This window comes from Alkalihalobacillus sp. AL-G, assembly GCF_030643805.1.
In the GTDB taxonomy this organism is placed as follows: domain Bacteria; phylum Bacillota; class Bacilli; order Bacillales; family Fictibacillaceae; genus Pseudalkalibacillus.
Genome location: NZ_CP094656.1, coordinates 3071288 through 3098267, shown reverse-complemented (window position 1 = coordinate 3098267; position 26980 = coordinate 3071288). Strand labels below are relative to the sequence as shown.

27 protein-coding genes, 2 pseudogenes, 1 riboswitch and 1 other annotated feature are annotated in these 26980 nt (G+C 41.4%); of the genes and pseudogenes, 19 read left to right on the top strand and 10 right to left on the bottom strand.

Annotated features, from left to right (window positions below; all coding sequences use genetic code 11):
- The first annotated feature begins 262 nt into the window (after positions 1–262).
- Together MOJ78_RS15825 and ytkD are read left to right on the top strand one after the other, a co-directional pair.
- Complete coding sequence (locus MOJ78_RS15825; protein WP_304978296.1) at positions 263–892, top strand: hypothetical protein; 630 nt, start codon at positions 263–265, stop codon at positions 890–892.
- A gap of 213 nt (positions 893–1105) precedes the next feature.
- Positions 1106–1585 carry an RNA deprotection pyrophosphohydrolase gene (ytkD, locus tag MOJ78_RS15820; protein ID WP_304978295.1) on the top strand — a complete coding sequence of 160 codons (480 nt, stop codon included), beginning with the start codon at positions 1106–1108 and terminating at the stop codon, positions 1583–1585.
- Between the two features lie 4 nt (positions 1586–1589).
- Here ytkD and MOJ78_RS15815 read toward each other — a convergent pair whose 3' ends face one another.
- From MOJ78_RS15815 to MOJ78_RS15805, 3 genes are read right to left on the bottom strand one after another with little or no spacing between them, the layout of a single operon-like run.
- Positions 1590–2327, bottom strand: coding sequence for an ABC transporter permease (locus tag MOJ78_RS15815; RefSeq protein ID WP_370529821.1), 738 nt, complete (start codon positions 2325–2327; stop codon positions 1590–1592).
- A gap of 43 nt (positions 2328–2370) precedes the next feature.
- Positions 2371–3144 (bottom strand): ABC transporter ATP-binding protein, encoded by a 774-nt coding sequence (locus tag MOJ78_RS15810; protein WP_304978293.1) that lies wholly within the window; start codon positions 3142–3144, stop codon positions 2371–2373.
- Between the two features lie 16 nt (positions 3145–3160).
- Positions 3161–4165, bottom strand: coding sequence for an ABC transporter substrate-binding protein (locus MOJ78_RS15805; RefSeq protein ID WP_304978292.1), 1005 nt, complete (start codon positions 4163–4165; stop codon positions 3161–3163).
- A gap of 91 nt (positions 4166–4256) precedes the next feature.
- Here MOJ78_RS15805 and MOJ78_RS15800 point away from each other — a divergent pair, with 91 nt between their 5' ends.
- Entirely contained in the window at positions 4257–5042 is a 786-nt protein-coding gene (locus MOJ78_RS15800; RefSeq protein WP_304978291.1) for an alpha/beta hydrolase family protein, read from the top strand.
- A gap of 36 nt (positions 5043–5078) precedes the next feature.
- Here the strand turns inward: MOJ78_RS15800 and MOJ78_RS15795 are convergent, their stop codons facing one another.
- The 3 genes from MOJ78_RS15795 to pckA form a co-directional block, all read right to left on the bottom strand.
- Entirely contained in the window at positions 5079–5711 is a 633-nt protein-coding gene (locus MOJ78_RS15795) for a TetR/AcrR family transcriptional regulator (RefSeq protein ID WP_304981280.1), read from the bottom strand.
- Complete coding sequence (locus MOJ78_RS15790) at positions 5665–6927, bottom strand: MFS transporter (RefSeq protein WP_304978290.1); 1263 nt, start codon at positions 6925–6927, stop codon at positions 5665–5667. Before MOJ78_RS15790 ends, MOJ78_RS15795 begins: the two co-directional genes overlap by 47 nt.
- 187 nt (positions 6928–7114) lie before the next feature.
- Positions 7115–8698 (bottom strand): phosphoenolpyruvate carboxykinase (ATP), encoded by a 1584-nt coding sequence (gene pckA, locus MOJ78_RS15785; protein WP_304978289.1) that lies wholly within the window; start codon positions 8696–8698, stop codon positions 7115–7117.
- Positions 8699–8904: 206 nt separating this feature from the next.
- Between pckA and MOJ78_RS15780 the strand changes: the two genes are divergently transcribed.
- The 5 genes and pseudogenes from MOJ78_RS15780 to MOJ78_RS15760 all read left to right on the top strand — a co-directional run bounded on the left by MOJ78_RS15780 (position 8905) and on the right by MOJ78_RS15760 (position 12936).
- Positions 8905–9294, top strand: coding sequence for a thiol-disulfide oxidoreductase DCC family protein (locus MOJ78_RS15780; protein ID WP_304978288.1), 390 nt, complete (start codon positions 8905–8907; stop codon positions 9292–9294).
- Between the two features lie 272 nt (positions 9295–9566).
- Positions 9567–9966, top strand: a pseudogene (locus tag MOJ78_RS15775) (DUF3231 family protein); the annotation flags it as partial.
- Entirely contained in the window at positions 9964–10560 is a 597-nt protein-coding gene (locus tag MOJ78_RS20960) for a DUF3231 family protein (protein WP_370529820.1), read from the top strand. The pseudogene MOJ78_RS15775 and the gene MOJ78_RS20960, both read left to right, overlap by 3 nt.
- 129 nt (positions 10561–10689) lie before the next feature.
- Positions 10690–10779, top strand: a riboswitch (SAM riboswitch).
- A gap of 395 nt (positions 10780–11174) precedes the next feature.
- On the top strand, positions 11175–12368 hold the full coding sequence (gene metK, locus MOJ78_RS15765; RefSeq protein ID WP_304978287.1) for a methionine adenosyltransferase: 1194 nt from the start codon (positions 11175–11177) through the stop codon (positions 12366–12368).
- Positions 12369–12567: 199 nt separating this feature from the next.
- Positions 12568–12936 carry a VOC family protein gene (locus MOJ78_RS15760; protein ID WP_304978286.1) on the top strand — a complete coding sequence of 123 codons (369 nt, stop codon included), beginning with the start codon at positions 12568–12570 and terminating at the stop codon, positions 12934–12936.
- Here MOJ78_RS15760 and MOJ78_RS15755 read toward each other — a convergent pair.
- A complete protein-coding gene (locus MOJ78_RS15755) occupies positions 12933–13454 on the bottom strand; it encodes a gamma carbonic anhydrase (RefSeq protein WP_304978285.1) in 522 nt (173 codons plus the stop codon). The two genes, MOJ78_RS15760 and MOJ78_RS15755, sit on opposite strands and share 4 nt — an antisense overlap.
- 157 nt (positions 13455–13611) lie before the next feature.
- Here MOJ78_RS15755 and MOJ78_RS15750 point away from each other — a divergent pair, with 157 nt between their 5' ends.
- Positions 13612–14421, top strand: a complete 810-nt coding sequence (locus MOJ78_RS15750; RefSeq protein WP_304978284.1) for an alpha/beta fold hydrolase — start codon at positions 13612–13614, stop codon at positions 14419–14421.
- A gap of 57 nt (positions 14422–14478) precedes the next feature.
- On the top strand, positions 14479–15543 hold the full coding sequence (locus MOJ78_RS15745; RefSeq protein ID WP_304978283.1) for a tetraprenyl-beta-curcumene synthase family protein: 1065 nt from the start codon (positions 14479–14481) through the stop codon (positions 15541–15543).
- 133 nt (positions 15544–15676) lie between these two features.
- On the opposite strand, the gene MOJ78_RS15740 is transcribed toward MOJ78_RS15745, so the two are convergent.
- Positions 15677–16249 (bottom strand): tRNA 5-(aminomethyl)-2-thiouridylate-methyltransferase MnmM, encoded by a 573-nt coding sequence (locus MOJ78_RS15740; RefSeq protein WP_304978282.1) that lies wholly within the window; start codon positions 16247–16249, stop codon positions 15677–15679.
- A 491-nt stretch (positions 16250–16740) separates the two neighbouring features.
- On the opposite strand from MOJ78_RS15740, the pseudogene MOJ78_RS15735 reads away from it, so the two are divergent.
- The 9 genes and pseudogenes from MOJ78_RS15735 to MOJ78_RS15695 all read left to right on the top strand — a co-directional run bounded on the left by MOJ78_RS15735 (position 16741) and on the right by MOJ78_RS15695 (position 25111).
- Positions 16741–17940: pseudogene (locus MOJ78_RS15735) on the top strand (MDR family MFS transporter).
- Positions 17941–18077: 137 nt separating this feature from the next.
- Positions 18078–18758, top strand: a complete 681-nt coding sequence (locus tag MOJ78_RS15730; protein WP_304978281.1) for a phosphatase PAP2 family protein — start codon at positions 18078–18080, stop codon at positions 18756–18758.
- 130 nt (positions 18759–18888) lie between these two features.
- Positions 18889–19124: a binding site (T-box leader), on the top strand.
- A 392-nt stretch (positions 19125–19516) separates the two neighbouring features.
- A complete protein-coding gene (locus MOJ78_RS15725; protein WP_304978280.1) occupies positions 19517–19831 on the top strand; it encodes a hypothetical protein in 315 nt (104 codons plus the stop codon).
- Between the two features lie 121 nt (positions 19832–19952).
- Positions 19953–20777 (top strand): IS3 family transposase, encoded by an 825-nt coding sequence (locus MOJ78_RS15720; RefSeq protein ID WP_304978279.1) that lies wholly within the window; start codon positions 19953–19955, stop codon positions 20775–20777.
- Positions 20778–20944: 167 nt separating this feature from the next.
- Positions 20945–23362, top strand: a complete 2418-nt coding sequence (leuS, locus tag MOJ78_RS15715; RefSeq protein WP_304978278.1) for a leucine--tRNA ligase — start codon at positions 20945–20947, stop codon at positions 23360–23362.
- A gap of 278 nt (positions 23363–23640) precedes the next feature.
- Positions 23641–23952, top strand: coding sequence for a rhodanese-like domain-containing protein (locus MOJ78_RS15710; protein WP_304978277.1), 312 nt, complete (start codon positions 23641–23643; stop codon positions 23950–23952).
- Positions 23953–23973: 21 nt separating this feature from the next.
- The gene (locus tag MOJ78_RS15705; protein ID WP_304978276.1) at positions 23974–24309 is read left to right on the top strand and encodes a rhodanese-like domain-containing protein; all 336 of its coding nucleotides are present in this window, start codon (positions 23974–23976) and stop codon (positions 24307–24309) included.
- Between the two features lie 87 nt (positions 24310–24396).
- Positions 24397–24585 (top strand): sporulation protein Cse60, encoded by a 189-nt coding sequence (locus MOJ78_RS15700; protein ID WP_304978275.1) that lies wholly within the window; start codon positions 24397–24399, stop codon positions 24583–24585.
- Between the two features lie 46 nt (positions 24586–24631).
- A complete protein-coding gene (locus tag MOJ78_RS15695; protein ID WP_304978274.1) occupies positions 24632–25111 on the top strand; it encodes an NUDIX hydrolase in 480 nt (159 codons plus the stop codon).
- Positions 25112–25129: 18 nt separating this feature from the next.
- On the opposite strand, the gene MOJ78_RS15690 is transcribed toward MOJ78_RS15695, so the two are convergent.
- Positions 25130–25597: a GNAT family N-acetyltransferase gene (locus tag MOJ78_RS15690; protein WP_304978273.1), complete on the bottom strand. Its 468-nt coding sequence runs from the start codon at positions 25595–25597 to the stop codon at positions 25130–25132.
- A 15-nt stretch (positions 25598–25612) separates the two neighbouring features.
- The gene (locus tag MOJ78_RS15685) at positions 25613–26872 is read right to left on the bottom strand and encodes a BaiN/RdsA family NAD(P)/FAD-dependent oxidoreductase (protein ID WP_304978272.1); all 1260 of its coding nucleotides are present in this window, start codon (positions 26870–26872) and stop codon (positions 25613–25615) included.
- Between the last annotated feature and the right edge of the window lie 108 nt (positions 26873–26980).

The following is a 26980-nucleotide window of genomic DNA, read 5'->3' as shown; positions in this document are numbered from 1 at the left end:
ATGATTTTTCATTATTCCATGAAAACAAATGCAAATTCTACACGATGTCTAAAAAGACGAAAATATTGACGAACGATTTTTTTAGTCCTTTTGTCATAAGTCACTATTAATAGGCAGGGGATTACACACTACCAATGGAATTCAGTAATAAATTAACATGGAACTTTTAGGGAATGTTTACGTATAGTTAGGGAAAGGTATAGTACTACTAATAGTTGTTTAAAATAATGATAGTTAAAAAGATATAAAGGGGGAGAGAGCAGTGAGAAAAGGAATTTTATCTTTTGGAGTAGGTCTAGTCATCGCTTTAGGTGCATTTTGGTTATGGCAACCTTCTGCACCACAAAATGTAACGTCGGGTGAACTTCCGAAAAAGGAATTTGCGAAGGAGCCAATTGAGCTTCCTGCTGAACTAGTAATGACATCCAGTTCGATAAAGCTTGAGGAAGAATCGAAAGAAAAGGTACAAACTTATACAACTGTCCATACCCCCGAACCGAAACAACCAACAAAAGGTGATTTTCTGCAAATTGCTGATCACTTTATGGATGAAATCGTCCAACCAGCCGATGATGAATATAAAGTAATGACATTCACGACAAAACAACAACTTGTTGAATACTTAAGTCAATATTCCTCGCCTGAAATTGCACGTTACTATGTTGATGGATTATATGAAGAGAAGAATGGTGAACTGTACATCATACCAACTGAATTGCCACCATGGATCATTATGGGCGAACCAGCAGATTTGACGGAAGTAAGCGAAGAGAACTACACCTTGACCCAAATAAATAAATCAGACCTATATGGAAACTATAAAATCAACTTAACGTTTAAAGAGCAGGATGGGAAATGGAAGATTAACGATGTTGAGTATACGTACAATTAAGAAAGTGGGTGGTTTAGGCCAGTCACTTTCTTTAGGGCAAAAACTTGGCGCTAGCCAAGTTTTTTAAAATTAGTTAAGGAATATTGGACAATCGATTGTTAGTTTTCATACAATAGTTTAAAGAAGATGCTGAACATCTAGTTGAAAAGAAAGTGTTCGAATGAAACAAATACATTAGGACATAAGGCAAATGACAATTGGAGTTATGACAATATGAATCAATATACCTTTCAAGATTACTATCAAAATACAGTTGAACTATCTTTTACAGATCTTCCCTATTCAAAGGAACCCAAGCACGTATGGGTGATTTGTCAGTTTAAAGGGCAGTGGCTTTTAACCGAGCATCCGAGAAGAGGAATTGAGTTTCCTGGAGGTAAGGTCGAGAAAGGCGAAACAGCTGATGATGCCGCGGTACGAGAAGTTTATGAAGAAACCGGTGCAACTGTTGATGTGTTAACCTATCTTGGACAATACCGCGTGAAAGGAAAAGGTGGTACCATTATCAAAAACATTTACTTTGCAACCATTGAGAAAATGAAAGTAAAGGCCCACTATTTTGAAACAAATGGACCTTTGATGATGAAACAATTGCCGAGTTCATTTAAGGAAAACAAATACAGTTTTATGATGAAAGATCAAGTTCTTCAACGAAGTCTAGAATATCTGTCCACTCTGACCGATAATGATTGATTATTCATCGATTTCTGAGTCGCCTCTCAAGAATGCCTACCCCTGTATACATGATGGTTGCCATAATTGCAATAATGAACAGGCTGAGCAGGACGAGGGTAAAGTTGAATACTTGGAAGCCGTAGATGATCAAATAGCCGAGTCCTTGTTTGGAAACAAGAAATTCACCGACGATAACACCAACCCAGGAAAGACCGACGTTCACTTTTAACGTAGATATGATGGCAGGAATAGCGGCTGGTAATGTGACCTCTCTAAATATTTGCCTCTTGTTCCCACCAAACATTTGAACGACTTTTATATAGTTCGGATCGGTTTCCCGAAAAGAGTTGTATACGACAAGTGTAGTGATGATAAGTGAGATCAATACACCCATTGCTATGATTGCGGAGTAACCTGGACCGAGTGCGACAATCAGGATCGGACCAAGTGCAACCTTTGGCATCGCATTCATGACAACTAAGTATGGATCTGCGACTCGTGACATGAAAGGAATCCACCAGAGAAAAGCCGCGAGAGTCGTTCCGAGAAATGTCGCGATAACAAATCCAGCGAGTGTTTCAGACAAGGTGACCAAAACATGTACGTAAAGAGTTCCATCCACGACTTTTTCATAAAACAGCTGACTGATGCTCGATGGTGAGCTGAAGAGAAGTGGATTGATCCATTGTAATCTAGATGCAACTTCCCATAATATGATAAACGCGAGCAGGATGCATAGTTGGGTAAACAAAACATGTATTTTTGTGGAGCGTTCCTTCTGTAAAAAGTTCTGGTATGATTGTTCAACTTGTGTTTTCAAGGTGATTCAACTCCTCCCAGATACTCTGGAAGATCTCTTTATAGTCTTCGTGATGCCTTACATCGAACGGTTTCATGCGTTGCAGGTGCTCTGGTACCGAGTAAATCGATTTGATTTTTCCTGGGTTAGCTGAAAAAACAAGAACCCGATCTGACATTGCGACCGCCTCCCCGATATCATGGGTAACGAGAAGGGCGGTTTTTTTATGTTCCTTTAAGGTTTTAAAAACAAGATTTTCAAGGTTAAGCTTTGTTTGGTAATCGAGTGCTGAGAAGGGTTCATCTAAGAGCAAAAGCGATGGATTTGTCGCTAGCGTCCGAACAAGTGCAACACGCTGACGCATTCCACCTGACAATTCGTGAGGAAATTTTGCCCGAGTATCACTAAGCTTCATTTGCTCTAGCAGTGCTAGGGCAAGGGAACGGTTAAAATCATTTAACGTTCCACGTATTTTCAATCCAAGGTTAATATTCTCTTCAATCGTTTTCCAAGGTAGTAGGTAATCCTGTTGAAACATGTAGCCGATTTTCCGATGTGGCTTCTTTATTGTCTGGTGGTCAATCGTAATGGTACCTGATGTAGGTTTCAGTAATCCCGCGATCAAGGATAGCAAGGTTGTTTTCCCACAGCCGCTTGGGCCGAGGAAGGAAACGAATTCTCCTTCCTCGATTTCGAGTGAAATGTCATCCAAAGCAGTTGTTATCGATTTTGTTGAGAAATAGGCATGGGTTAAGTGTTTAATGGTTAAGAACGACAATTCTATCCCCCCTTGCTTATTTCGCGACACTTTCAGCTATTTCTGTATTAACGAGAACGTCGTGTTTGACCTCTTGAGGGAGTTCTCCCGCCTCATTCATAATCGTTTGCAGGTTGTTCCACTCCTCAACGTCAAGGATCGGGTTTGTTGCAAAGCTATGCTGACTCTTGTAGCGGTCTGTTACGGTTTCGATCAAATCGATCGGGGTATCCTTAAAATACGGTTGTATGACGGTTGCGATTTCTTTCGCACTATGGCTGTCTACCCACTGCTGTGCTTTATATAAGGCGCGAGTAAAACGTTCAACTACGTCTTTGTTATCCTTTAGGAAGCTTTCTTTTGTCATAAAAGTCGTGTAAGGAATTTTACCGGATTCCTTACCGAATGAAGCGACAATGTGTCCAACACCCTCGATTTCAAATAGGCTTGCAGTCGGTTCAAACAGCTGTACATAATCACCCGTACCTGACGCAAATGCGTTCGGAATGTTTGCGTAATCTACGTTTTGAATCATGTTCATATCTTCATGCGGGTTGATACCATGCTGTTTTAGAGCAAATTCACCGGCCATTTGGGGCATACCGCCTTTTCGTTGTCCGAGGAAGGTGCTGCCCTTCAGCTGTTCCCATGAGAACGTCTCCGGCTTCTCTCTCGCAACGAGGAAGGTTCCGTCGGTTTGGGTAAGCTGGGCGAAGTTGATTACAGGATCATTTGTACCTTGTGCATAAACATAGATTGATGTTTCAGAGCCTACGAGAGCAATATCAGCACCGTCTGATAACAGGGCGGTCATCGTTTTATCTCCACCCCATGTGGTTGTCAGCTCGATTTCGATTCCTTCTTCTTCAAAAAAGCCTTTTTCAATCGCCACGTACTGAGGAGCGTAGAAAATCGATCGGGTAACCTCTGCAACTCGTACTTTATCGGCACCAGAGTTGTTTGAGCACCCAACTGCGAAAAGTGATAGTATGAATATTGCTGTAAATGCTCCTATAATATAACGTCGAAACCATTTGGTCATCGTTATCCCTCCACACACTTATAGATGTATTAGTCTATGAAGGGACATAAACATGTGTGTTCGCCTACTGAAATAACAAGGGGATGTTACATTGGAAAATCCAACATTTATACATAAGCAACGATATCCATCTCCACATTCGGAGATCAAGTTATACATCGTGACATACTTAAGCCAGGGCCTCCGAGTAAAAGGGTTGTTAGCAGAGCCGACGTGGGGAGGACGCTATCCTGGATTGCTATATTTACGAGGCGGGATTAAGCAGGTCGGAAAAGTACGAGTTGCTCGGATCATCCAGTTTGCCTCTCGAGGCTTTGTCGTTTTAGCTCCCTACTACCGTGGTAATGAAGACGGAGAAGGGCACGAGGATTTTTGTATGGAGGATCGTTACGACGCCTATGAAGGGTTAGCTGTATTGGGGAGTCATTCTGTGGTTGATACCGACTCGTTGCATGTTTTCGGTTTTTCGAGAGGTGGGGCAATGGCGCTTTTCACCGCAGCACATTTTCCCGATATCGTGAAATCGGTCGTTGTGTGGGGTGGTCTATCTGATATGAAACTCACTTACGAAGAGAGGACCGATCTCCGCAAGATGCTGAAGCGTGCTGTTGGGGGATCTGTCTATAAGTATCCCGAACGGTATGAGAATCGGACGCCATTGTCTGTGGTTGGATCCATCCGTGCTCCGGTACTGGTCATCCATGGTATCCATGATGAAAATGTTGGATTTGAACATGCTTTACGATTAGAGGAAGCGTTAAAGAGGCACGAAAAATCATATGTGACCTGGTATTTTGAGGATGATCATCACTTTTCACCGAGAAAAAAGCGACAGGTCACACACGAGCTGCTTAAGTGGATGCTGCGTAACGTCTAAAGGACGTCCCAAAGGCGTTCGGGACATCCTTTTTAATCAGGAGTCTTTCACCTGTAAAATATAACGTAAGTAGTCGAGGAAAAGATCAGCCTGTTCATCGGATTGTAATGTATGATCCTTAAGCAGTATTTTAAATATGCATAGCCCGTCAGAGAATGTAAGGATCGTACTAATGATGATATCAGTAGGTGCCTTCGGCGAAAATTCACCGCTTCGGATTCCTTTTTCGATAATCGGACGGAAAAATTGAAACGCGTTTTCGTACCTCTCCTTTGCGTACTGGATCCTCCTTGAATCATTACGCCCTGTTATGAAAAACTCAATGATAACTGGACCTAGGTTCTCGGCAAGCGGTTCAGTTGGAGGCTCATCTTCGTCCCCTTTGATGAGTAATTTCAACAATGGCCAGCATTCATTTGAGGATTCGATCAACTCATGGACTTCTTTTAAATTTTCCTTTAGTTCTTCATCTAAAACCGCTTCGAACAAATCTTCTTTGTTCGAAAAGTAAAAGTATAGACCCCCTCTACTAACTTTTGCTTTATTCATGACATGCTTCATTGTCGTTTTTTCATATCCATTTTCGGTAAAAACTTGTTTTGCTGCGTTCAGTAAATCACTTCTACGCTCTTGCTTGTGTTCCTCGCTGACCTTCGGTGACAACTCCATCACTCCGTTCAACCCTATTCCGGTTCAGAAAGGCAATTGATCCAATGCATGCTAGTAAAGAACCGGTTGCTATGAATGTAGGTATTATACCAAATTCAGTAGCAAGCCATCCACCAAGAATAGGTCCAATGATTGTAGCGGTCATCATGATGCTATTGATTAGACCGAAAACTCGACCAGTCATATGAACTGGCGTTTCCACCTGAACATTTGCCTGAAACGGTATGAATACCAACCCACCACTCAATCCTGCAACAAATGCGATTCCTGGTGCCCATAAAAAAGGAAGCGGGGTGTTATATACAGTAAGTGCTGCAAGACTTGCGAAACTGACTCCAGCACCGACGACGCCGAGTACAATATACAGAAACGCTGGGTATTCGTTCTTTTTACTTAAGATAGCACCTACAACGAGCATGCCAGTACCTGTTCCGGTGATTGCAGTACCTAAAAGAGATGGGGACGCATTTTCAATCTCACGGAACAAAATGACGATCTGTGAGTCTGCGAGCTGCAAAACGAGAAGGCTTATTGTCAATAACATCAACCCGTAAAAAAGGAATGCATTTTTTCTGATGAATTGAAAACCAAGTACAATCTCGTGGGAAAAGGATTTCTTTTTACCTGTATCATGTTCTGCTGCAGTGTCAAAGTTTCCTTTTGGCAACAACACGATGATGATGGCGGATACGATAAATGTCAGGGCATCAATATAAAAAACCGGGATGATTCCGACAAATGTAACGAGTAAGCCGCTTAACAATGGACCAATAATCTTGGAGCCTGAATCGATCATTGAGCTGATTGCCATAGCGGGCTTGATTTCTGTATCCGATAAAATTTCCTTCAGCTTTCCGTTTTTGGCAGGCATAAATAGAGCAGAAAGCAGACCAGTAAAGAAGAGGCAAATGTAAATGACATATAGGTTTGAAGCAAAACTGATAATGATGATCAGGATCGCACGGATGACATCTGAAGCAACCATAAGAAATTTACGTTCAACTCGGTCGGCAATAACGCCGCCTACTGTTCCCATAACGGCCATTGGCAACGCCATCGAAAGAATCACGAGCGACATCTCAAATGGAGTGGCCTCCCAGCGTAAGCCTACAAGTGAAAAGATAGCGATAATGCTTAACCAATCACCAATGCTCGAAATGGTTTGAGCGGAAATCAAAGCGACAAAGGATTTGTTTCGTAAAAGAGAATTCTTCATGTGAAAACCTCCTTAGTTCCAAAAACGACATTAGTGTCTTTTTTATTATATCGACACCAGTGTCGTTTTTCAACCCTTTTTTTCACTCGAAAAACCCTCATCGATGTTGTATTGATGAGGGTTGAAGGAAAATTTCAACTAAACTATGGAAAAAACCTGAGTGGAAATCCACTCAGGTTCGTTAGACTCAGACTGTTGGGCCTGCTTTTTTAATTGTATCGCTGACGTTTGTGAATTTCTTGAAGTTTTCCTGGAACTTTTCAGCAAGCTCTTTCGCCTTTTTATCATAAGCATCTGGGTCATTCCACGTTTTCTTCGGTTGAAGAACGTCATCTGGAACACCTGGACATTGTATTGGAATATGAAGACCGAAAACCGGGTCTGTCACTGTATCCATGGAACGAAGCTCTCCTTCAAGAGCAGCTTGAACCATTGAGCGAGTGTATGGGAGGTCCATACGTTTTCCGACACCATATTCGCCACCAGACCAACCAGTGTTGACTAAATACACGTCTACATCATGCTGCGCAATTCTTTCACCGAGCATCTCTGCATAACGTACAGCAGGAAGCGGGAGGAATGGAGAGCCGAAGCAGGTCGAAAATGTCGCCTGAGGTGATGTTACACCACGCTCGGTTCCTGCAAGCTTACTCGTATACCCGGAAAGGAAATGATACATTGCTTGATCCTTTGTAAGCTTACTGATCGGAGGTAAAACTCCAGATGCATCTGCTGTCAAAAAGACAATCGTATTCGGGTGACCGGCAACACTTGGTGTTATCACATTTGGGATTGCATCAATCGGGTAAGCAGCACGCGTGTTTTCAGTCATTGACGTATTGTTGTAATCGACGATACGCGACTCTTCATCGGAGACAACATTTTCTAGAACCGTTCCAAAACGAATCGCATTCCAGATTTGTGGTTCCTTGTCTTGAGAAAGGTTGATACACTTCGCGTAACAGCCACCTTCAATATTGAAGACACCGTTGTTTGCCCATCCATGCTCATCATCACCAATCAAGCGGCGGTTTTGATCAGCTGATAAGGTTGTTTTCCCAGTTCCGCTCAATCCGAAGAAAAGGGCAACATCTCCTTCCTGTCCAACGTTTGCAGAACAATGCATAGAAAGGATGTCTTGTTCAGGTAACATATAGTTCATGACTGAAAAGATGGATTTCTTAATTTCACCAGCATACTCAGTACCACCGATTAGAACGACACGCTTTTCAAAAGAAATGATGATGAAGGTCTCAGAGTTCGTTCCGTCCACTTCAGGGTCCGCTTCGAATCCAGGTGCTGAAATCACCTGGAAGTCCGCCGCAAAGTCATTTAAATCGCTTTCATTTGGTCGTATGAAAAGCTGACGTGCAAATAGGTTGTGCCATGCGTATTCATTAATGACTTGAAGTGGAAGCTGATAAGTTTTGTCTGCACCAGCAAATCCCTGGAATACAAAAACTTCATCTTTTTTCGTTAAGTATTCGATGACTTTTTTATATAGGTTATTAAAACGCGCTTCATCCATTGGCTGGTTAACCAATCCCCAGTCAATTTTGTCTTTTACAGAATCTTCAGCTACGATATATTTATCTTTTGGAGAACGTCCAGTATATTTTCCTGTTTCAACCTGTAGGGCTCCTGTTGAAGATAAAATGCCTTCTTTACGTGAAAGCGCTTTTTCAACGAGCATAGGGGTTGATAAGTTTTGTTGTGTAGTAGTTTTACATAATAAATCTTCTGTTAAGGAAGTAATTTGCGTTGAATTCATATAAACCCATCCTTTTTAACATAAAGTTTGTACGTATATACCTTTTTCGTCTGAATTAGTATAACATATTTATTTTAATAATGTATACTATTTTTCCGGTTTTGTGACATTTGAAACATAGGTTACGGTATAAATAGGTCAAATAATCCGAACATAATGTTATAATGGAGTAAGTTCAACATATATGTTCGATTTGAGGGATGATTATGGGACAGTCAAATGTATATTATGATCGTGATTGTATCCTATGTAAACAAACAAAAAAGCGGCTTTCCCGGTTTGATTGGTTCAATCAATTAGCATGGGTACCCATTCAAGAGATAGACGATGCAAGTCCACAGCTAGATCGTTTTTCAGTGCAGGAAGAAATGCATCTTATCACGAAAAACAGTACACTCTATAGAGGCTTTTATGCAGTACGACGATTAAGCTTACAGTTACCTCTGCTGGCTCCAGTTGGCGTTCTGCTTTACATTCCGTTCGTCGATCGGATCGGCAATCCAATCTATCGGTGGGTAGCGAGAAATCGTCATCGATTTTTCAAGGATGAGTGTGAGGATGGGGCATGTCAAATCCATCAAAAACCACATGAATAGTTTAACCAAAAACAGATAGCTCTTTCTGAAAAATGTGCTAGTGACCCAAGAAAAAATTTTAAGGCGTACCCTCTTGCACAAAGGGTACGTCTTAATTCACTTGATAAAAATTATTGTGAGTTCTGTTACTAATAATCCATTAAGAAAATAAAGTTAATTCTCGTATATTGAATAGTTCTAATTGGTGTTTGTAATGATATGTAATAAAGCTCAATTAAATAGTCTGAAAAAGTATTATACAGATGCAAACATCAGAAAGGATCGTATAAGAGATGAATGTTTCTCATCATGCAAATTTAACCTCTTCAGAACAAGCAACGTTATGGAATACATATATTGCAGATACACTATCCATATGTGTATTAAAGCATTTCTTGGGAACTAATAACACTCCTGAAACAAATCCTATATTGGAATATGCTATATCTATTTCAGAAGATCACCTCAATTTTTGCTAGTGAAAATATCCCCATTCCTAATGGTTTCAATGAACATGACGTTGATCTAAACACTCCAAAACTATGGTCTGACATCTTTTATCTTAGATACCTTGAACACATGGGAAGAACAGGACTATCAACATACGCTCTAGCTAAAGCAATAACCACCAGAAAAGATATAAGAACATTATTTAAAAGATGGTTAGATCAAACCGACAAATTATATGATATGGTCTGTGATTTTTCATTAGAAAAAGGAGTTTATATAAGACCACCTGATACTTCATATCCAACACATATATCCTATGTTAATGAAAATGGTTTCCTAGGTGGATTTTTTGGGGAGAAAAGACCATTACTCGATATTGAAATTTCCCACTTGGGAACCAATATTGAAGTATATAATGTGGGCAAAACGTTACTGTTAGGCTTTAGTCAAGTAGCTCAATCTGAAAAATTACGTGATCATTTTAAAAAGGGGTATGAAATAAATAAAAAGCATGTAACGTTATTTTTAGATATATTAAAGGAGAATGACACTTCTTACCCATATACATGGGATAGTGGAATTACTGAATCAACGAAAGCTCCATTTTCAGATAAATTATTACTTTTTCATACAAATATGATAGGTGCAAGTGGGGTTGCTGATTATGGGACTGCCATAAGTGCGAGTATAAGAAAAGATTTAGGGGTTAATTATTCAAGACTGTTAGAAACAACCCAATATTTAAATGATGGAGCAAAATTATTAATAAAAAATGGTTGGATGGAAAAACCTCCTTCAAGTTTGGACAGAGACGAATTAAAAAACAAGCCCAGGTAATTTATTATCCTAACCTACTTTGTTGGTCCATTATGAAAGCGAGCACCATTTTATGTAATCGCCCCTAAAAGGCAACAAATTCCGTTGACAATGGATAGTTACTTCGTTATTATATTGTGAGAACGGCTACTCTTATTCCGAGTAGGTGGAGGGACAGGCCCGATGAAACCCAGCAACCGACGTCTTGTGGCGAAAAGGTGCTAACCTGTAAAATAAGAGGGTGAAAGGTATACAACGATCCTGAGCTGACCAGTCTAGGATACCGGCACCTCCTCTATAACATTTTTCGAAAATGTTCAGATTAATGGAGCGTGCTAGTTCCTTGTGTGGCAGCCCTTTTTTACGTTTTGGCTATTTTTCTATGGGGAATTTCGCCTACCAAACCTATGTGAAAAGAACATATTCATAGATGGTCTCATAGCCTGCTAAAGGGATTATTCTTTCTCCAATTTCTATCTCAAAGTCGATGAAGGATCTCATTAAGAAAAGATATCTTATCCACAATAGTCAGCGTTTTGTGGATGTGCCTTGCTTTCTTTATGCGTTCCTTCTACGGAAATGAGTACCGTATCAATTTACTTCGATTCACTTCGAATCGTCGAGGAGGTACCATTATGGAAAAAAGCAGACGATTGTTTACATCTGAGTCTGTAACAGAAGGGCATCCTGATAAGATTTGTGATCAAATCTCAGATGCGATTTTAGACGAAATTATAAAAAGCGATCCGAATGCCCGTGTTGCTTGTGAAACCTCAGTCAATACAGGATTGGTTCTTGTTGCAGGTGAAATCACGACTACTACGTATGTAGACATTCCTAAAATTGTTCGCGAAACAATTAAAGGAATCGGCTATACCCGTGCTAAATATGGTTTTGACTATGAAACTTGTGCGGTATTGACTTCCATTGATGAACAGTCTGCTGATATTGCTCAAGGCGTCGATCAGGCTCTTGAGGCAAGAGAAGGTCAAATGACGGATAAGGAAATTGAATCAATCGGAGCAGGTGATCAGGGATTGATGTTCGGGTTTGCATGTAACGAAACACCTGAGCTAATGCCTCTGCCAATCTCATTGTCCCACAAACTTTCCCGACGTCTGACGGAAGTGCGCAAGAAAGAAGTGGTTCCATACCTTCGTCCTGATGGAAAAACACAGGTGACAGTTGAATATGATAAAAATGATCAGCCGATTCGAGTTGATACGGTAGTCATTTCGACCCAACATCATCCGGAGATTACGCTTGAACAAATTAAGCATGACTTAAAGGAGCATGTCATCAACCCGGTCGTACCTAAAGAGTTGATTGATGAGGATACAAAATACTTTATAAATCCGACTGGACGTTTCGTAATTGGAGGCCCACAGGGTGATGCAGGTCTGACTGGACGTAAAATTATCGTCGATACGTACGGCGGATATGCTCGTCATGGTGGGGGAGCGTTTTCTGGTAAGGATCCTACCAAAGTAGACCGCTCTGCCGCGTATGCAGCACGTTATGTTGCGAAAAACATCGTCGCTGCCGGACTTGCAGATAAGTGTGAAGTCCAGTTTGCGTACGCAATTGGAGTGGCTCAGCCTGTCTCAATTTCGATTGATACATTTGGATCGGGTACCGTTTCTGAAGAAAGACTTGTCGAACTCGTTCGCGATAACTTCGACCTTCGTCCTGCAGGCATTATAAAAATGCTTGATTTACGACGCCCAATTTATAAGCAAACTGCTGCTTATGGCCATTTCGGACGTGTGGATATCGATCTTCCATGGGAACGTACTGATAAAGCTGATATTTTAAAAAATAACGTGTAATGAACACAGGACTGACTCCCGACCGTTTTGTTCTCCTGAAAGTTGGAGGCGAGACGCTGGAGCCGGTCCTTTTTTGTTGTACCGGAAACAATAAAAAGAATACTAAAATCAATGTCCTAATTACACTTTTAACAATATGGGTGATAAAATAGGAAAAGTGGATATAAATAGATTAGTAAATGGCATTGGAGTGAATGAGATGTACAAACGAGTTCACCATGTTTCGCTAGAGATAAAAGAATTAGGTCGGGCAAGAGCATTCTATGAAAATTTACTCGGGCTTACGGTCAGTCCTCAACGTCCGGATTTTGATTTTGAAGGTGTATGGTATCAAATTGGTGATACTCAGCTTCATTTGATTGTAAATGATTCGGCTAACGTCGATACAAAACCGACATTGAACAGCAGAAGCGCTCATTTTGCGATCCGTGTAACCGCGATTGCTGAATTGATCGAACGCTTTGAAAATCAAGGCATTCCGTATTTGAATAAGCCAGCGAGTAAGACAGGCTGGCACCAAGTGTTTGTTCAGGATCCAGATGGGAATATCATTGAATTCAATGCTTAATTACGTTCGCCTTTGACTTTTGAGTAGGCTTGCCCGCGTTCGACATACTCTGTTCGGATCCGTTCCATATCCTTTAAGTCATCTTCATTTAATGGCCGAATTACTTTTGCAGGTCTACCGAATGCGAGTGTGTTAGGCGGGATTTTTTTACCTGGGGGCACGAGACTCCCAGCACCGATAAACGCACCTTCACCGACTTCAGAACCGTCGAGTATGAGTGATCCCATTCCGATCAAGGCGTTCTTTCGGATTGTGCAGCTATGTAAAGTGACTTGATGACCAACCGTTACATCATCTTCAAGTATGAGTGGTGTATTCGGGCTCTGGTGAAGCATTGATAGATCTTGTACGTTAACGCGTTTCCCAATAAAGGTTGGGGCTACATCTCCTCGGATAACGGTATTGAACCAGACGGAGGTTTGCTCTTCAATCGTCACATCACCGGTGATGACTGCGCCTTCTGCAATAAATGCGGAAGAATCTATTTTCGGTTTGACGTCTTTATACGGATAAATCACTGATACCATCCTCTTTCATAAAATGAATTGTATTGGGTTCATGTTCAAAAACATATTATCGATAATTATTAAATTAAGTTCTTTTTGAACATCCTCTTGTATGAAACCATCTGCAGTTTAGCAAATTATGGTGAAGAAGAAAAGGGGGTACCGATATATGTGGATTTGGAAAGCTGATTCAGCGAAAGCAGTGATCGTGATCGTTCACGGTGCAGGAGAGCATCATGGTCGATATAAGTGGCTTAGGTCTCAGTGGATCTCGAAAGGATATCATGTTGTTATGGGAGACCTTCCAGGACAGGGTTCAACCCGGCGGAAACGGGGGCATATCGAGTCCTTTGACGAGTATATTGAAGTAATCGAATCATGGGTTATTCAAGCCCGTCAGACTGATTTACCAGTCTTTTTATTCGGTCATAGCATGGGTGGACTTGCGGTCATCCGAGTCCTGACTGAAAAAAATCTTCCTGTAAAAGCTGTATTGCTCTCATCGCCTTGTCTTGGGATTATCAATAAGCCCTCAAAAGCGGTGGATACAGTGGCGAAGGTTTTAAATAAGGTATATCCTAGCTTACTCCTGAATGCAGATCAGGGTTTAGGTAACGGAACAAGGTCAGAGGAAATGATAAAACGTGATATAGAAGATAAACTTCTCGTCAAAAAAGTATCGGTAAGGTGGTACAGGGAGTTGGTTTCAGCGATTAAGCTTGCCCACCGAACAACCGAGCGTTTCCCAGACATACCTCTCGTTCTCGTACAGGCAGGTAACGATTTAATTGTGGACAAATGGAAGGTGAGAGAATGGTTTAATAAGCTCCCTCTCATTGAAAAGTCATATAAAGAATGGCCGGATCTTTATCACGAAGTATTGAACGAACCGGAACGAGATCAAGTTTTTCAATATCTGAACCACTTTCTTGAACGATTTATATTAGAAGAGGGTGTTCAAACGATCCGAGAAAGATAGCTGTTGAATTTTTTGCTTGATCATGCACTAAAAGTATTGATTAAAAGGAATGATTGTATGAAAATCCCGTCATATCCGTGGACATTGATGAAACGAGTGTATAAGGAAGTGCTTCCGTTAGTTCATGGGGAATTGGACCATTGGAAGGGAAGAGCTCAGTTTATCCCGAATGCTGAATTGAGAACACAGGCTTTAGCAAGTATCGATTCGAAAACCTTTCATTGTGAAGGAGGCGGGATCTATGCCTTGCTATCAAGTGGGCAGGCTCGACAAAAGGACGTCATAAAGTTTGTTGTTGCTTACCAAACGATCAGTGATTATTTGGATAACTTATGTGACCGCAGCACCTCATTAGATCCTGTCGATTTCGCACAGCTCCATCGATCCATGCCACATGCGTTGACACCAGGTATGGATCTGGAAAACTACTATTCGTATCGTGAGGAGCAGGATGATGGTGGGTACCTGCATGAACTTGTCACAACCTGTCAGAATGTACTTCGGCAACTACCTGGTTTTCCGTATATTGAACAAACGTTGAAAGAGCTTGCCGAGCATTACTGCAATTTACAAATACATAAACATGTGAAAAAAGAAGAACGGATACCACGATTGAAGGATTGGTTCGAACAAAATAAAGAACACCTTCCTGTAATGAGCTGGTATGAATTTTCCGCTTGTGCTGGTTCTACGATTGGGATTTTTTGTCTCGTATCGTATGCGACACATGATGATTTTCAATCGGATTGGGTTATTAAGATCAAAGAGGGCTATTTTCCGTGGATTCAAGGTCTTCATATTATGATGGATTATTTGATTGATCAAGAGGAAGATCGTCATGGCGGGGATTTGAATTTCTGCTTTTATTATGCAGATCAAAACGAGATGATTACCCGCTTGCTGCATTTCTTTAAAAAGGCCGATGAGTCGACGAGGGAACTGCCTCATGCAAGATTCCATTCGCTTGTGACAAGAGGACTCCTCGGTATGTATGCGTCAGACGAAAAAGTTCGGCTTCAAAAGGATGTCCGTCAAGTTACAAAAAGGCTAATGCGCGAAGGTGGCATGACAGCCTACTACTATTATTGGAACAGCTTAGCTTATCGAAAAATAAAAGCATAGTTCACTAAGGGGTTGACTGTATATGAGTCAATCCCTTTTTAGACGTTAAGAAAGAAATGCTTTCTATAGTATAAGCGCAACTAAGGCGACCGCCTACTCTAAGGCTTGGCGCTAGCCAAGTTTTCTTTATAAGTCAGCGTTTTTCAACTGCCATCACAAATGGTGGATCATTTTTTTGATTTATAAATTGATAGTGAAGCACATGTGCTTTCTTTTGATCAAGACTGCTTAAATAACTCAACAAAGCCTCCTTTTCCTCTTTTCCGCCTTCATGTCCATGATAAACGACGAGAACAATCAAGCCGCCTGCAGTTAAGATGTCGAACAGTTCTTTGATGGCATGGATAGTAGAGTCTGAGCGGGTGATGACCTGTTTATCACTGCCAGGCAGGTAGCCGAGGTTAAAGATCGCTGCTTTAATAGTGCCGTGGACATCTTCAGGAATCGCTGTTTTCACGTTTGCATGACTTTCGAGAAACAAGGATACCCGATCATAGGAACCTTTTTCAGTCAACCGTCGATTTGTAGAAAGGATCGCATCTTCTTGGATATCGAATCCATACACCCTCCCGCTTGGACCGACTAAATCAGCAAGAAATACGGTGTCATGCCCATTGCCTACAGTTGCATCGATGACGATATCGCCAGGACGAACTGCTTTTTGTAAAACATCTTTTGCAAAAGATAAAACAGGGACTAAGTTCATCGAGCGGTCTCCTCCACCGTTGAATATCATTCTACATTTTTTTAAAAAAACTTCTTAGATACTAGTAGCATTTTAGCATGTTTGTGCTTAGCAGCCAAAAGTGTGTGTTCCTTCAGGAGTTACATGGCAAGTACAGGAGCTGCACGCCAAATTCCCGAGTTACACACAAAATAGATGCTAAGCCAGTTGTGAGACGCATAATCGGACGATAAAAACCATAATTGGCTGTAAAACAAACGAAACCGAGGCGGTTGAACAGCCATAATACGGAGGTGAATGCCGAGATTCAGCAGCGAGTAGGTACCTTCAGTGGCCCACGGAAAAACCCCGGTTGTTCATTGAAAAACTTCAGTGTTTTATGGCGAAATTTTTCACTGTACTGTGTGAAAGTGGGTAGAAGGATATAATTTTTGGAAAGGCAGAAAAAACAATTGCCATTCATTGCAAAAAAGAATACAATCTTTTTGGTTAATATGAATGGAGGTAAGCCTATGCCTAAAGCGCTATGGTTACTCGTTATTGGAATGGTCATCAATGTGACAGGCGCTTCTTTTCTCTGGCCTATGAACACGATCTATATCCATGATCATCTCGGTAAATCTCTCACGATAGCAGGACTCATTTTAATGGGAAATGCAGGCGCTGGGGTACTTGGGAACCTGATTGGTGGAATGCTTTTTGATAGAATCGGAGGCTATAAAGCAATTTTAACAGGAATCGGTATTACACTTGTCAGCTCATGCAGTCTTATTTTCTACCACAGCTTTATTCCATATATCATCTTTTTAATCGTACTTGGCTTTGGTTCGGGTATGGTTTTTCCAGCTATGTATGCAATGGCGGGTACCGTTTGGAAGGAAGGTGGAAGGCGGGCATTCAACGCGATATATGTTGGGCAAAATGTTGGGGTTGCAGTCGGAGCGGCGATCGGAGGTTTTCTAGCCGCCTATGAATTCTAATGGATATTTATCGGAAACACAATGATGTATGTCCTCTTCCTGATCATTGCCTTTAAAGGGTATCGCAACCTTTCTGCTAATACGCAGGATTCAGGGGTAGCGAGTATTCTTGATGAAAATAAAGCAGTGAAAAATCGTACGAAATTTAATGCGTTGATTCTTTTGTGTGTTGGATACTTTATATGTTGGCTCGCCTATGTCCAATGGCAATCGACCATTGCTTCGTACACTCAGGATTTAGGAATCTCACTCGAAAGCTACAGCTTGCTTTGGACGATAAATGGTGCATTGATTGTGTTGGGGCAGCCTTTGTTGGCGTATGTGGTCAAGCATTGGGTAAAAACATCCAAAACACAAATCCTAATCGGAATTGTCATTTTTATGGGGTCGTTTTTCATCGCATCCCAATCCAACGCATTCAACGGACTACTGACAGCGATGTTGATTTTAACTATTGGAGAAATGCTGGTTTGGCCTGCCGTTCCTACAATAGCAAGTGATCTTGCACCTAAGGGAAGGCAAGGCTTTTATCAAGGCGTTGTAAACAGCACTGCGACCGGTGGACGAATGTTCGGGCCAGTAGTCGGGGGATTGATTGTGGATTTAACGAATATCCAGCTGCTATTTATTATTTTATTCGGACTATTGATCGCAAGCTTTACGATTACTGTACTGCACGACAGAAAGCTCAGTACAAAGGAAGAGTTTAAGATTGTATCTAAAATTTATTAATTACACAGATATACAGTTGTTAAAAGCTCACTCATTATCATAATGGGTCGGCTTTTTATTTGAATTTCTGGAATAATATCCAACAAAAGAGTGAATTAGAAATAGTAGGTGGAAAATTGGAAAGGTGTGTACGAGGTATGGACAAGAAGGTCCCAGCAAACCAACACCAAAAGTGGTTCCGGTTCACATTTGCGATTGCAATAGTCTTGATTATTCTTTTCATCGTGCTTGGCTATTTCCATGAAACCCTTACGAAATTTGATATTGTTATTATGGAACAAATTTGGGATCTGCGAAACGGGGTTTTTACACAATTTTTTATATTGATCACGTATGTAGGCTCAGCATATGTCTCATATCCGCTCCTGATTGTTTTATCCGTTCATTTTTTTGTGAATGGCCCCAAACGGCTTTCAGTCATTTTAATTTTTAATCTTGTTGGTGTTCGATACATGAACGGGTTTTTAAAAGATATATATGGTCGGACAAGGCCGGATGGCAATCCGTTGGTTGATGTCGGCGGATTAAGTTTTCCGAGTGGCCATACGATGAATTCAACTGCATTCATCGGTTTACTTAGTTATATACTTTGGATTTATTTGAGTCAAAACGGAATAAACAAAAATAATTCATTAGTCGTAACAGGGGTTCTTATCTTCTTGATTGGTTTGAGTCGGGTGTATCTCGGTGTGCATTATCCTAGTGATGTGATCGCTGGATTTGCAGCAGGCGGTATCTGGTTGCTACTCTCAATGGTACTTTTACGATTATGGGTACCAAGATCGATGATCAAAATAGATAAGAATCGAAGCGACTAAATAAGGACATATACGAAGATGGGTATACAAGAATTAGGGTTTGTGTACCCTGTTATTAGACCATTTTTCCAGAAAAGCTTGACAAATGTTGAGAACGTGCATAAAATACAAATTAAAATCTTTATAAATTTAAAAGGCAATGAAGAGGATTAGTAAAGTAGTGAACGGAACAAGAGAGTTGGCGACCGGTGAAAGCCAACCCGAAAGCTATTTGAACTCGCCTCAGAGCCATAAATGTGAACGAAAGAGTAGCATTTATCGTATCTCCGCGATAAGGAGCTTGAGTGAGCGCGATTTTTTATGTAATATGCGCTAATGCGGGTGGTACCGCGGGTAGGTTCGTTTATTCAACCTCTCGTCCCTGAGTTTTGTTTATATCAGTGGCGGGAGGTTTTTTATATTTTTAGAAAAGATTAGCTTCAGATCTCAGCGTTTTCTGGTTCTTCCGGTCCTCACTTAGCTGTACTAAGCTCCGGTCCTCGGAACTGCGACGCCTTGATTTCTTCGCTCCTCTTTCCTAAAAGGTTGGCGAATGATTAGCTGCGAATTTCGGCGTTAACTCGTTTCTTCGGTCCTTCGGTCCTCACTTAGCATTGACTAAGAATTCGCAGTTAATTTTCATTTTTCGCAGTTCTTTTTCAAATTTCGCAGTTAATTATCGGATTTCTTTTAGGCCCCCTAAATCATTTAGACACCAAAATCATTCTCCCTTATATTAAAAATAAGCTATTTTAGCTACTTGGGGGAGGTGATTGGTTATGCCGAAGAAAAAAATTGAGGTATTAGAGGAAGTAAAAAAACAATATGTCCGGATGGCCCTCGAGACCAATAAGATGAGTTCCACGGCAAAGGGTGCGGGGATTTCCACAGAGACCCTCCGAAAGTGGATGAGGACCTATGAAGATGAGGTTCGAGATGAAATGGAAGTTGAAGGAACAGAGGCCTTAACCCCACAAACATCCAGAAAAGAATTAGAAAAGAAATATGATCATGCCATGAAGCTACTAGGCGAAAAAGAATTAGAAGTAGCGATGTTGAGGGAACTTCTTAAAAAAAACAAATCCCAATACTAGTGCAGCTTGAAGAAATCAAAATGTGGGTGCAAGAAGGGTTTTCTGTGATCAAAGCGACAGAGGCTTTCAACTTCACCAGGTCACTCTATTATTATTACGAGGCCAAGGGGGCAAAGAGGACGTGAAAAAAAGAGGGCGGCCGATTCCGGGCTACTCGGTATCCAATCAAGGGGAAAAGATTCCGGATGCGCAAATCGCAGAATATCTGATGGAACTTTATTGGGACGAGTGGTTGGGAGCTATGGGCTACAAAAAATGGACCCTATATCTAAAAGACCACCACTCCCTGATCATTAGTAAGCATAAAGTGTACCGGATGTGTAAAGGGCTAGGAATTCTAAAAAAACCGAACACAAAAAAAGCAAAACACCCAAGAAAACTTGCGAGAAATCGTACGATTACAGGCTCGAATCAACTCTGGCAAGTCGACATCAAATATGGAAACATAACGGATTCCAACGCCTTCTTTTACGTGTGTAGTGCGATTGACGTTTATGATCGAACCATTGTTGGTTATTATTGTGGATCGGTTTGTAAGGCGAAACATATTACAACGATGTTGACAAAAGCACTTATACGTCGGAAAGTGCACTTTAAATCTGGGGAATTTGAGAAGAAGCTGATTCTTCGAACCGATAACGGACCCCAGTTTGTGAGCGAAGACTTTGGCAACTTTTGTGACCATCACAAGGTCTATCATGAGCGAATTCCAAAGAAGACACCAGACATGAATGCTTATATTGAGTCCTTTCACAGTGTGTTACAGAGAGAGTGTTTTGACCGATATGCATTTGGATTTTACGAAGAAGCCTTTTATTATGTGGATCAATATATCGCTTTCTATAACCATTCTCGTTATCACGGAAGCTTGAAGCCACACACGCCTCAGAAGTATTATGACTTATCTCGAAGAGGGCAGATCCCGAGCACAAAAGTGAAATTATAGAAATTCTACGATAGAAGGAGAATGGCTGGGCATGTGTCCAAAATAAGGGGGCCCAGCCGATTTCGCAGTTAATCCAGCTTTTTGGCAATCGGGATCACAAGATGCATTCATATTTAAACCATAACAGAGAAAACCATACTTAAATTAATCAGAATGGAGTGGTGTTTATGTCTTTTCACCATAAGCAGATTGAAAAGAAGTGGCAAGATTATTGGAGTGAAAATAAAACATTCAAAACTGAATTTGAACCTGGCAAAAAGAAGTTTTACGCATTGGATATGTTTCCGTATCCATCTGGAGCAGGCCTTCATGTAGGGCATCCAGAAGGTTATACAGCTACGGATATCGTTGCAAGAATGAAGCGGATGCAGGGTTATAATGTGCTTCATCCAATTGGTTGGGACGCATTCGGACTTCCGGCAGAGCAATACGCGTTGGATACTGGGAATGATCCGGCCGAGTTTACCAAACAAAATATCAATACGTTCCGCCGTCAGATTCAAGAGCTTGGTTTTTCCTATGACTGGGACCGAGAAGTGAACACAACTGATCCAAACTACTATAAGTGGACACAATGGATCTTTTTACAGCTTTATAAAAAAGGTCTTGCTTATATCGATGAGGTTCCGGTGAATTGGTGTCCTGCTCTTGGAACGGTGCTCGCTAATGAAGAAGTAATCGATGGGAAAAGTGAGCGCGGCGGTCACCCGGTCATCCGTAAGCCGATGAAACAATGGATGTTGAAAATCACCGCTTATGCTGACCGTCTGTTGGAGGATCTTGAAGACCTGGATTGGCCGGAAAGCTTGAAGGAAATGCAGCGGAATTGGATTGGACGTTCAGAGGGTGCTGAAATCATGTTCGATATTGAAGATCATGATCAGACAGTTACCGTCTTTACGACACGACCAGATACATTGTTTGGTGCAACGTACATGGTTCTTGCACCAGAGCACTCGTTTGTTGACAAAATCACAACTTCCGGACAAAAAGATGCGGTTCAGGCTTATAAAAAAGAAATCGAAACAAAAAGTGATCTAGAGCGTACCGAGCTGTCAAAGGAAAAGACAGGTGTTTTCACGGGTGCGTATGCCGTGAATCCAGTTAACGGTAAAAAGGCTCCGATCTGGATAGCGGATTACGTCTTGGCGAGCTATGGAACGGGTGCGATCATGGCGGTTCCAGCACATGACGAGCGCGATTACGAATTTGCAACGAAATTCGAGCTTCCGATTGTGGAAGTGGTCAAGGGCGGCGATGTTTCCAAGGACCCATACACAGAGGATGGAGAGATCGTCAACTCGGATTTCTTAAATGGTATGAATAAAGCGGAAGCAATCGATGCGATGGTCCGATGGCTTGAAGAAAACAAAAAAGGCGAGCGGAAGGTTACGTACCGTCTTCGAGACTGGCTCTTCAGCCGTCAGCGTTATTGGGGAGAACCGATCCCGATCATTCATTGGGAAGATGGAACGATGAGTGCGGTCCCAGACGACCAGTTGCCATTAATCCTACCTAAAATGGACAACATCAAGCCTTCTGGTACGGGCGAATCCCCGCTTGCGAATGCTGAAGGATGGGTAAATGTAGTCGATCCTGAAACAGGGAAAAAAGGCCGCCGTGAAACGAATACGATGCCACAGTGGGCAGGTAGCTGCTGGTATTATCTTCGTTACATCGATTCAGACAACACGGAACAATTGGCTGCTCCTGAAAAATTAAAGCACTGGCTTCCGGTCGATCTTTATATCGGTGGGGCTGAACACGCGGTACTTCATCTGCTGTACGCCCGGTTCTGGCATAAGGTTTTATATGATGCAGGGGTTGTTCCGACGAAGGAGCCATTTCAGCGACTCTACAACCAAGGGATGATTCTCGGTGAAAACAATGAAAAGATGAGTAAGTCGAAAGGGAATGTAGTGAACCCGGATGATATCGTAAAAAGTCATGGTGCGGATACGCTTCGTCTATATGAAATGTTCATGGGACCGTTGGATGCCTCGATTGCATGGTCTGAAAATGGATTAGATGGCTCTCGTCGTTTCCTTGATCGGGTTTGGCGTTTGTTCGTTGAAGAAGATGGATCACTCGCTAGCAAGATTCAAGATACAGAAGCGACCGAAAGCTTTGAACGAGTCTATCATCAAACGGTTAAAAAAGTGACAGAAGACTTCGCAGAGCTTCGATTCAATGTCGGCATCTCACAAATGATGGTGTTCATCAATGATGCTTATAAGCAGGATGCATTACCGAAATCGGTGATGGAAGGTTTTGTGAAATTGCTTTCTCCAGTTGCACCACACATCAGTGAAGAGTTATGGGAAAAGCTTGGGCATGCAGATACCGTTACTTATTCAGAATGGCCAATCTACGATGAAAGCAAGCTTACTGAAAACGAAGTGGAAATCGTCGTCCAGATCAATGGAAAAGTTAAAGCAAAATTGCTCGTGCCTGCTGATGCGAATAAAGATCAACTCGAAGAAATCGCACTAGCAGATGGCAAGGTAAAAGAAAACGTTGAGGGGAAAACAGTCAGAAAAGTGATTGCTGTCCCTGGAAAATTAGTGAACATCGTTGCAAATTAATGTGTTTGGAAAAGCTGCCAGCTGTTGCTGGCAGTTTTTTTCTAGCTGAAAACAGGGATCATTTTACTATGCGTGGCCGAATTATCCGCATACGTGGCAGAATTATCGATCCGAGGGTTGCAAGATGGACTTAAAAGAACTTGCTTCATAAATGTAAAATTTTATCATTTCATTCTCAATTTCTTTACTTTTGCATTTAAAATTCGTAAAATGAGTGGCGGGAACATCAAAAATCAAAGCCATTTTTCAAATAGATGTGAAAGGATGGGTGGCCACGGATGGAGTATCAAGAAGTCCAAACGATTACACCTGCAGAGGTTGAGAAGCTTTTAAGAGAAGGTAAAGCGATTTCGATTATAGATGTACGAGAAGACGAAGAAGTGGAAGCTGGAATAATTCCTGCTGCAAAGCATATCCGTCTTATGGAAATTCCTGAACGGATGAGTGAGCTTGAAAAAGGAACGGAGCATATCATGGTTTGCCGTTCAGGTCGTCGTAGTGAAAATGCTTGCATGTACTTACAGGATCAAGGCTATAAAGTGAAAAATATGGTTGGTGGAATGCTCGAATGGGAAGGCGATACCAACTAATGGTTGAAGGGGGAACAGGAGATGATGTTTGAAATCATCGTGACGCTTACAGCATTTTACCTCTTTTTCTACTATTTCGTTCCTTATATGAAGCTGAAATCTGTTCAACAGGATTGCATCGACCAGCACGATTTTTGCATGATTGATGTAAGGGATTATAATCTGGCTTATCGGAATCCATTCAACAGCGTTTCACGAAATATCCCTCTTTCTTATTTGCAACGGACAACGAAAGAAGAAGAGGTTTGTGATAAAGATATTGTTATCATTGCAGAATCAAAGCTAGCAGCGGCAAAGGCTGCACGGATTTTGAAGCGGAGAACTAAACGTTTCATTTACTATGTTACCGTAACTTGACAAAACTAGCAGATTTTCGCTAAAGGAAATCGAGCACCCTCGGAGGAATTGTAGGTATTACTACAACTTATCGGGGGTGCTTTTTTTATGCGAGTAAAGCTATTTGAAGCAGAGCATGAAGAGGATTTAGAAGAAGAGATGAATACATTCTTAACGAATGTTCATGAGACCAATGTCATTGATGTCCGTTATCAGGTTTCGATGGCTGTCGATGAATATAGTGATGGACTCGAAGCGGTTTATAGTTTTTCAGCCATGATCCTATACCGTGAGTAGCTTTCCTATGATAGACTTGTAGAAAATGAGATTTGGATGTGTTTGGATGCTGCGATTTACGATTTGTTTTATCATAAAGGGTTCGGAACTTCTGATGCTCAATCGAAATAAGGCTCCGAATAAAGGGCTTTGGAATGGTGTTGGTGGCAAAATCAATGCTGGTGAGACGCCTGAGCAATGCATCGTTCGAGAGGTGGCTGAAGAAACTGGGTTACAGATTAAAAAACCACGATTTACTGGAACAGTCCAATGGGAGAACGACAACCGTCTGATAGGTGGCATGTACGTCTTTGTCTTCCACCTCGACAAAGATACAACCTACCCGACTCCGGTAAAAGTGGATGAAGGGCTACTCGATTGGAAGAGCATCGATTGGCTTCTTGAGGTCGATAACGCAGGCGTCGTCAGTAACATTCGATTTTTTCTAACAGACATGTTGAAGGACCCCGAACCATCGGAATATCATTGCTACTACATCAGTGGAAAATTGAATGGAGTAAGAAAGATGGAGCTATCACAAATGTAATAGCTCCATTTTTTTACTTTAGGTATATAATTCCTCTGCTTTTTGACGAATTGCCATCAGCCGCTTTTCATCATTATTAAACGTTTTAAATCCGAATTGTTCATATAATCCTTGTGCATCTTTCGTCATCAAAAGAAAGGATCGTAATCGTTGTAGTCCAGGGTGGTCAAGGATTTCTTTCAGCAACCATTTCGAGAGCCCTTTGCCACGGTGTGCTTCATCGATAAATACATCTGCTAAATAAGCGAAGGTCACATAATCGGTTACAATCCTGGCAAATCCGACCTGTTGTTTCAGGTTGTTATCCTCGCCTGAACGATAAACCCCGAAACATAAAGAGTGATTAATTGACGTTTCAACTGTTTCTAGATCTATTCCTTTCGCCCAGTACGAATGCTTTGAAAGATAGTGATGTATATAAGGAATATCTAAATGTGAACGATCTGTCGAAAGAGTGTACTCATCAAACTGTTTAGAATCCCCCATATTCTCCTCCTCTGGTTATTCACCTGCTGCATTTGTTCCGGCAAGGTGGCCTGTTACAAAGGCACACGTAATGTTATAGCCTCCTGTATAGCCGTGTATGTCTAAAATTTCCCCGCAAAAATATAGGCCATTCATAATTTTCGACCGCATCGTTTTCGGCTCAATTTCTTTTGTCGATACGCCTCCTCCTGTTACAAATGCTTTTTCAATCGGCAGTGTTCCGTTGACATTGAATCGGAACTCTTTAATAAGTCCTGAAAAATCACGTAAAAGACGATGAGATAACTGGTCGTAAACTGTATTCAAGTCGATTCCGGCCTGTTGCAATAAAAAATGCAAATATCGTTCAGGAATCCAGCCCTTCAATGCATTCTTGATCGCTTTCTTCGGTTCATCTTTTAAAATCCTGACCGCTTCTTGAAAAATTTGTTCCTTGTTTTTATCGGGCATCAAGTCAATCTCCATCAAAACGGAATTGTCTTTGCTCTTCTTAAGAGCCTTTACGACGAACTGACTACATCTTAACACTGCTGGTCCTGATATTCCGAAATGAGTAAAGATCATGTCCATCCGGTGAGTTATGATTGGTTTCCCATTCGGTTTCAGCACGCTTAGTGCTACATCCCGTAAAGACAACCCTTGTAACGTTTTTTCTTTGATAAAGGATTCCTTCGATGTAATTGGAACCTCGGTAGGGTACAAATCGGTAATTGTATGTCCGGCCGCCTTCGCCCATGAGTAACCGTCCCCTGTAGATCCAGTATGAGGAACCGATTTACCGCCAACCGCAATGATGACAGCTTTGGAATGAATGGTTTCGCCGCTGTTCAATGTGATTCCTTTTACCTGATCGTTGCCATAAATCACTTTTTTGACGGCTGTATTCTTTCGTATTTCGACACCGAGCTCTCGGATCTTTTTGAGCATGGCATCAACGACTGATTGAGCTTTGTCAGAAGTCGGGAACATCCTGCCATGATCTTCTTCTTTCAACTGGATTCCAAGGCCTTCAAAAAATCCGATGATATCCTCATTATTAAAGATGTTAAAAGCACTGTACAGAAACTTCCCGTTGCCTGGTATATGCTTGATAATCTCTTCAATAGGCAGTCGATTGGTCACATTACATCGGCCCCCTCCGGAAATTGCTAGCTTTTTCCCTAGCTTGTTTCCTTTATCAACAAGTAAAACTTTAGAACCGTTTGTCGCACTGGCTACTGCAGCCATCAGCCCTGAGGGACCACCGCCTATTATGATTACATCGTAGCTTTCCATTTGAACACCTGCTTTTCAAGATCTAAAAAGACGTTTTTTTGCTCTGGATTTTTTGAACACACCTATTCTTACTAAACAGAAAGATACCATTTTTAACTGGAAAAAGAA

Excerpts from the sequence above, each read along its gene's own strand:
- ytkD (WP_304978295.1), top strand. The coding sequence starts at position 1,106 with ATGAATCAATATACCTTTCAAGATTACTATCAAAATACAGTTGAACTA.
- MOJ78_RS15805 (WP_304978292.1), bottom strand. The coding sequence starts at position 4,165 with ATGACCAAATGGTTTCGACGTTATATTATAGGAGCATTTACAGCAATA.
- MOJ78_RS15795 (WP_304981280.1), bottom strand. The coding sequence starts at position 5,711 with ATGGAGTTGTCACCGAAGGTCAGCGAGGAACACAAGCAAGAGCGTAGA.
- MOJ78_RS15790 (WP_304978290.1), bottom strand. The coding sequence starts at position 6,927 with ATGAAGAATTCTCTTTTACGAAACAAATCCTTTGTCGCTTTGATTTCC.
- pckA (WP_304978289.1), bottom strand. The coding sequence starts at position 8,698 with ATGAATTCAACGCAAATTACTTCCTTAACAGAAGATTTATTATGTAAA.
- MOJ78_RS15780 (WP_304978288.1), top strand. The coding sequence starts at position 8,905 with ATGGGACAGTCAAATGTATATTATGATCGTGATTGTATCCTATGTAAA.
- MOJ78_RS20960 (WP_370529820.1), top strand. The coding sequence starts at position 9,964 with ATGGTCTGTGATTTTTCATTAGAAAAAGGAGTTTATATAAGACCACCT.
- metK (WP_304978287.1), top strand. The coding sequence starts at position 11,175 with ATGGAAAAAAGCAGACGATTGTTTACATCTGAGTCTGTAACAGAAGGG.
- MOJ78_RS15760 (WP_304978286.1), top strand. The coding sequence starts at position 12,568 with ATGTACAAACGAGTTCACCATGTTTCGCTAGAGATAAAAGAATTAGGT.
- MOJ78_RS15750 (WP_304978284.1), top strand. The coding sequence starts at position 13,612 with ATGTGGATTTGGAAAGCTGATTCAGCGAAAGCAGTGATCGTGATCGTT.
- MOJ78_RS15745 (WP_304978283.1), top strand. The coding sequence starts at position 14,479 with ATGAAAATCCCGTCATATCCGTGGACATTGATGAAACGAGTGTATAAG.
- MOJ78_RS15740 (WP_304978282.1), bottom strand. The coding sequence starts at position 16,249 with ATGAACTTAGTCCCTGTTTTATCTTTTGCAAAAGATGTTTTACAAAAA.
- MOJ78_RS15730 (WP_304978281.1), top strand. The coding sequence starts at position 18,078 with ATGGACAAGAAGGTCCCAGCAAACCAACACCAAAAGTGGTTCCGGTTC.
- MOJ78_RS15725 (WP_304978280.1), top strand. The coding sequence starts at position 19,517 with ATGCCGAAGAAAAAAATTGAGGTATTAGAGGAAGTAAAAAAACAATAT.
- leuS (WP_304978278.1), top strand. The coding sequence starts at position 20,945 with ATGTCTTTTCACCATAAGCAGATTGAAAAGAAGTGGCAAGATTATTGG.
- MOJ78_RS15710 (WP_304978277.1), top strand. The coding sequence starts at position 23,641 with ATGGAGTATCAAGAAGTCCAAACGATTACACCTGCAGAGGTTGAGAAG.
- MOJ78_RS15705 (WP_304978276.1), top strand. The coding sequence starts at position 23,974 with ATGATGTTTGAAATCATCGTGACGCTTACAGCATTTTACCTCTTTTTC.
- MOJ78_RS15700 (WP_304978275.1), top strand. The coding sequence starts at position 24,397 with ATGCGAGTAAAGCTATTTGAAGCAGAGCATGAAGAGGATTTAGAAGAA.
- MOJ78_RS15695 (WP_304978274.1), top strand. The coding sequence starts at position 24,632 with ATGCTGCGATTTACGATTTGTTTTATCATAAAGGGTTCGGAACTTCTG.
- MOJ78_RS15690 (WP_304978273.1), bottom strand. The coding sequence starts at position 25,597 with ATGGGGGATTCTAAACAGTTTGATGAGTACACTCTTTCGACAGATCGT.
- MOJ78_RS15685 (WP_304978272.1), bottom strand. The coding sequence starts at position 26,872 with ATGGAAAGCTACGATGTAATCATAATAGGCGGTGGTCCCTCAGGGCTG.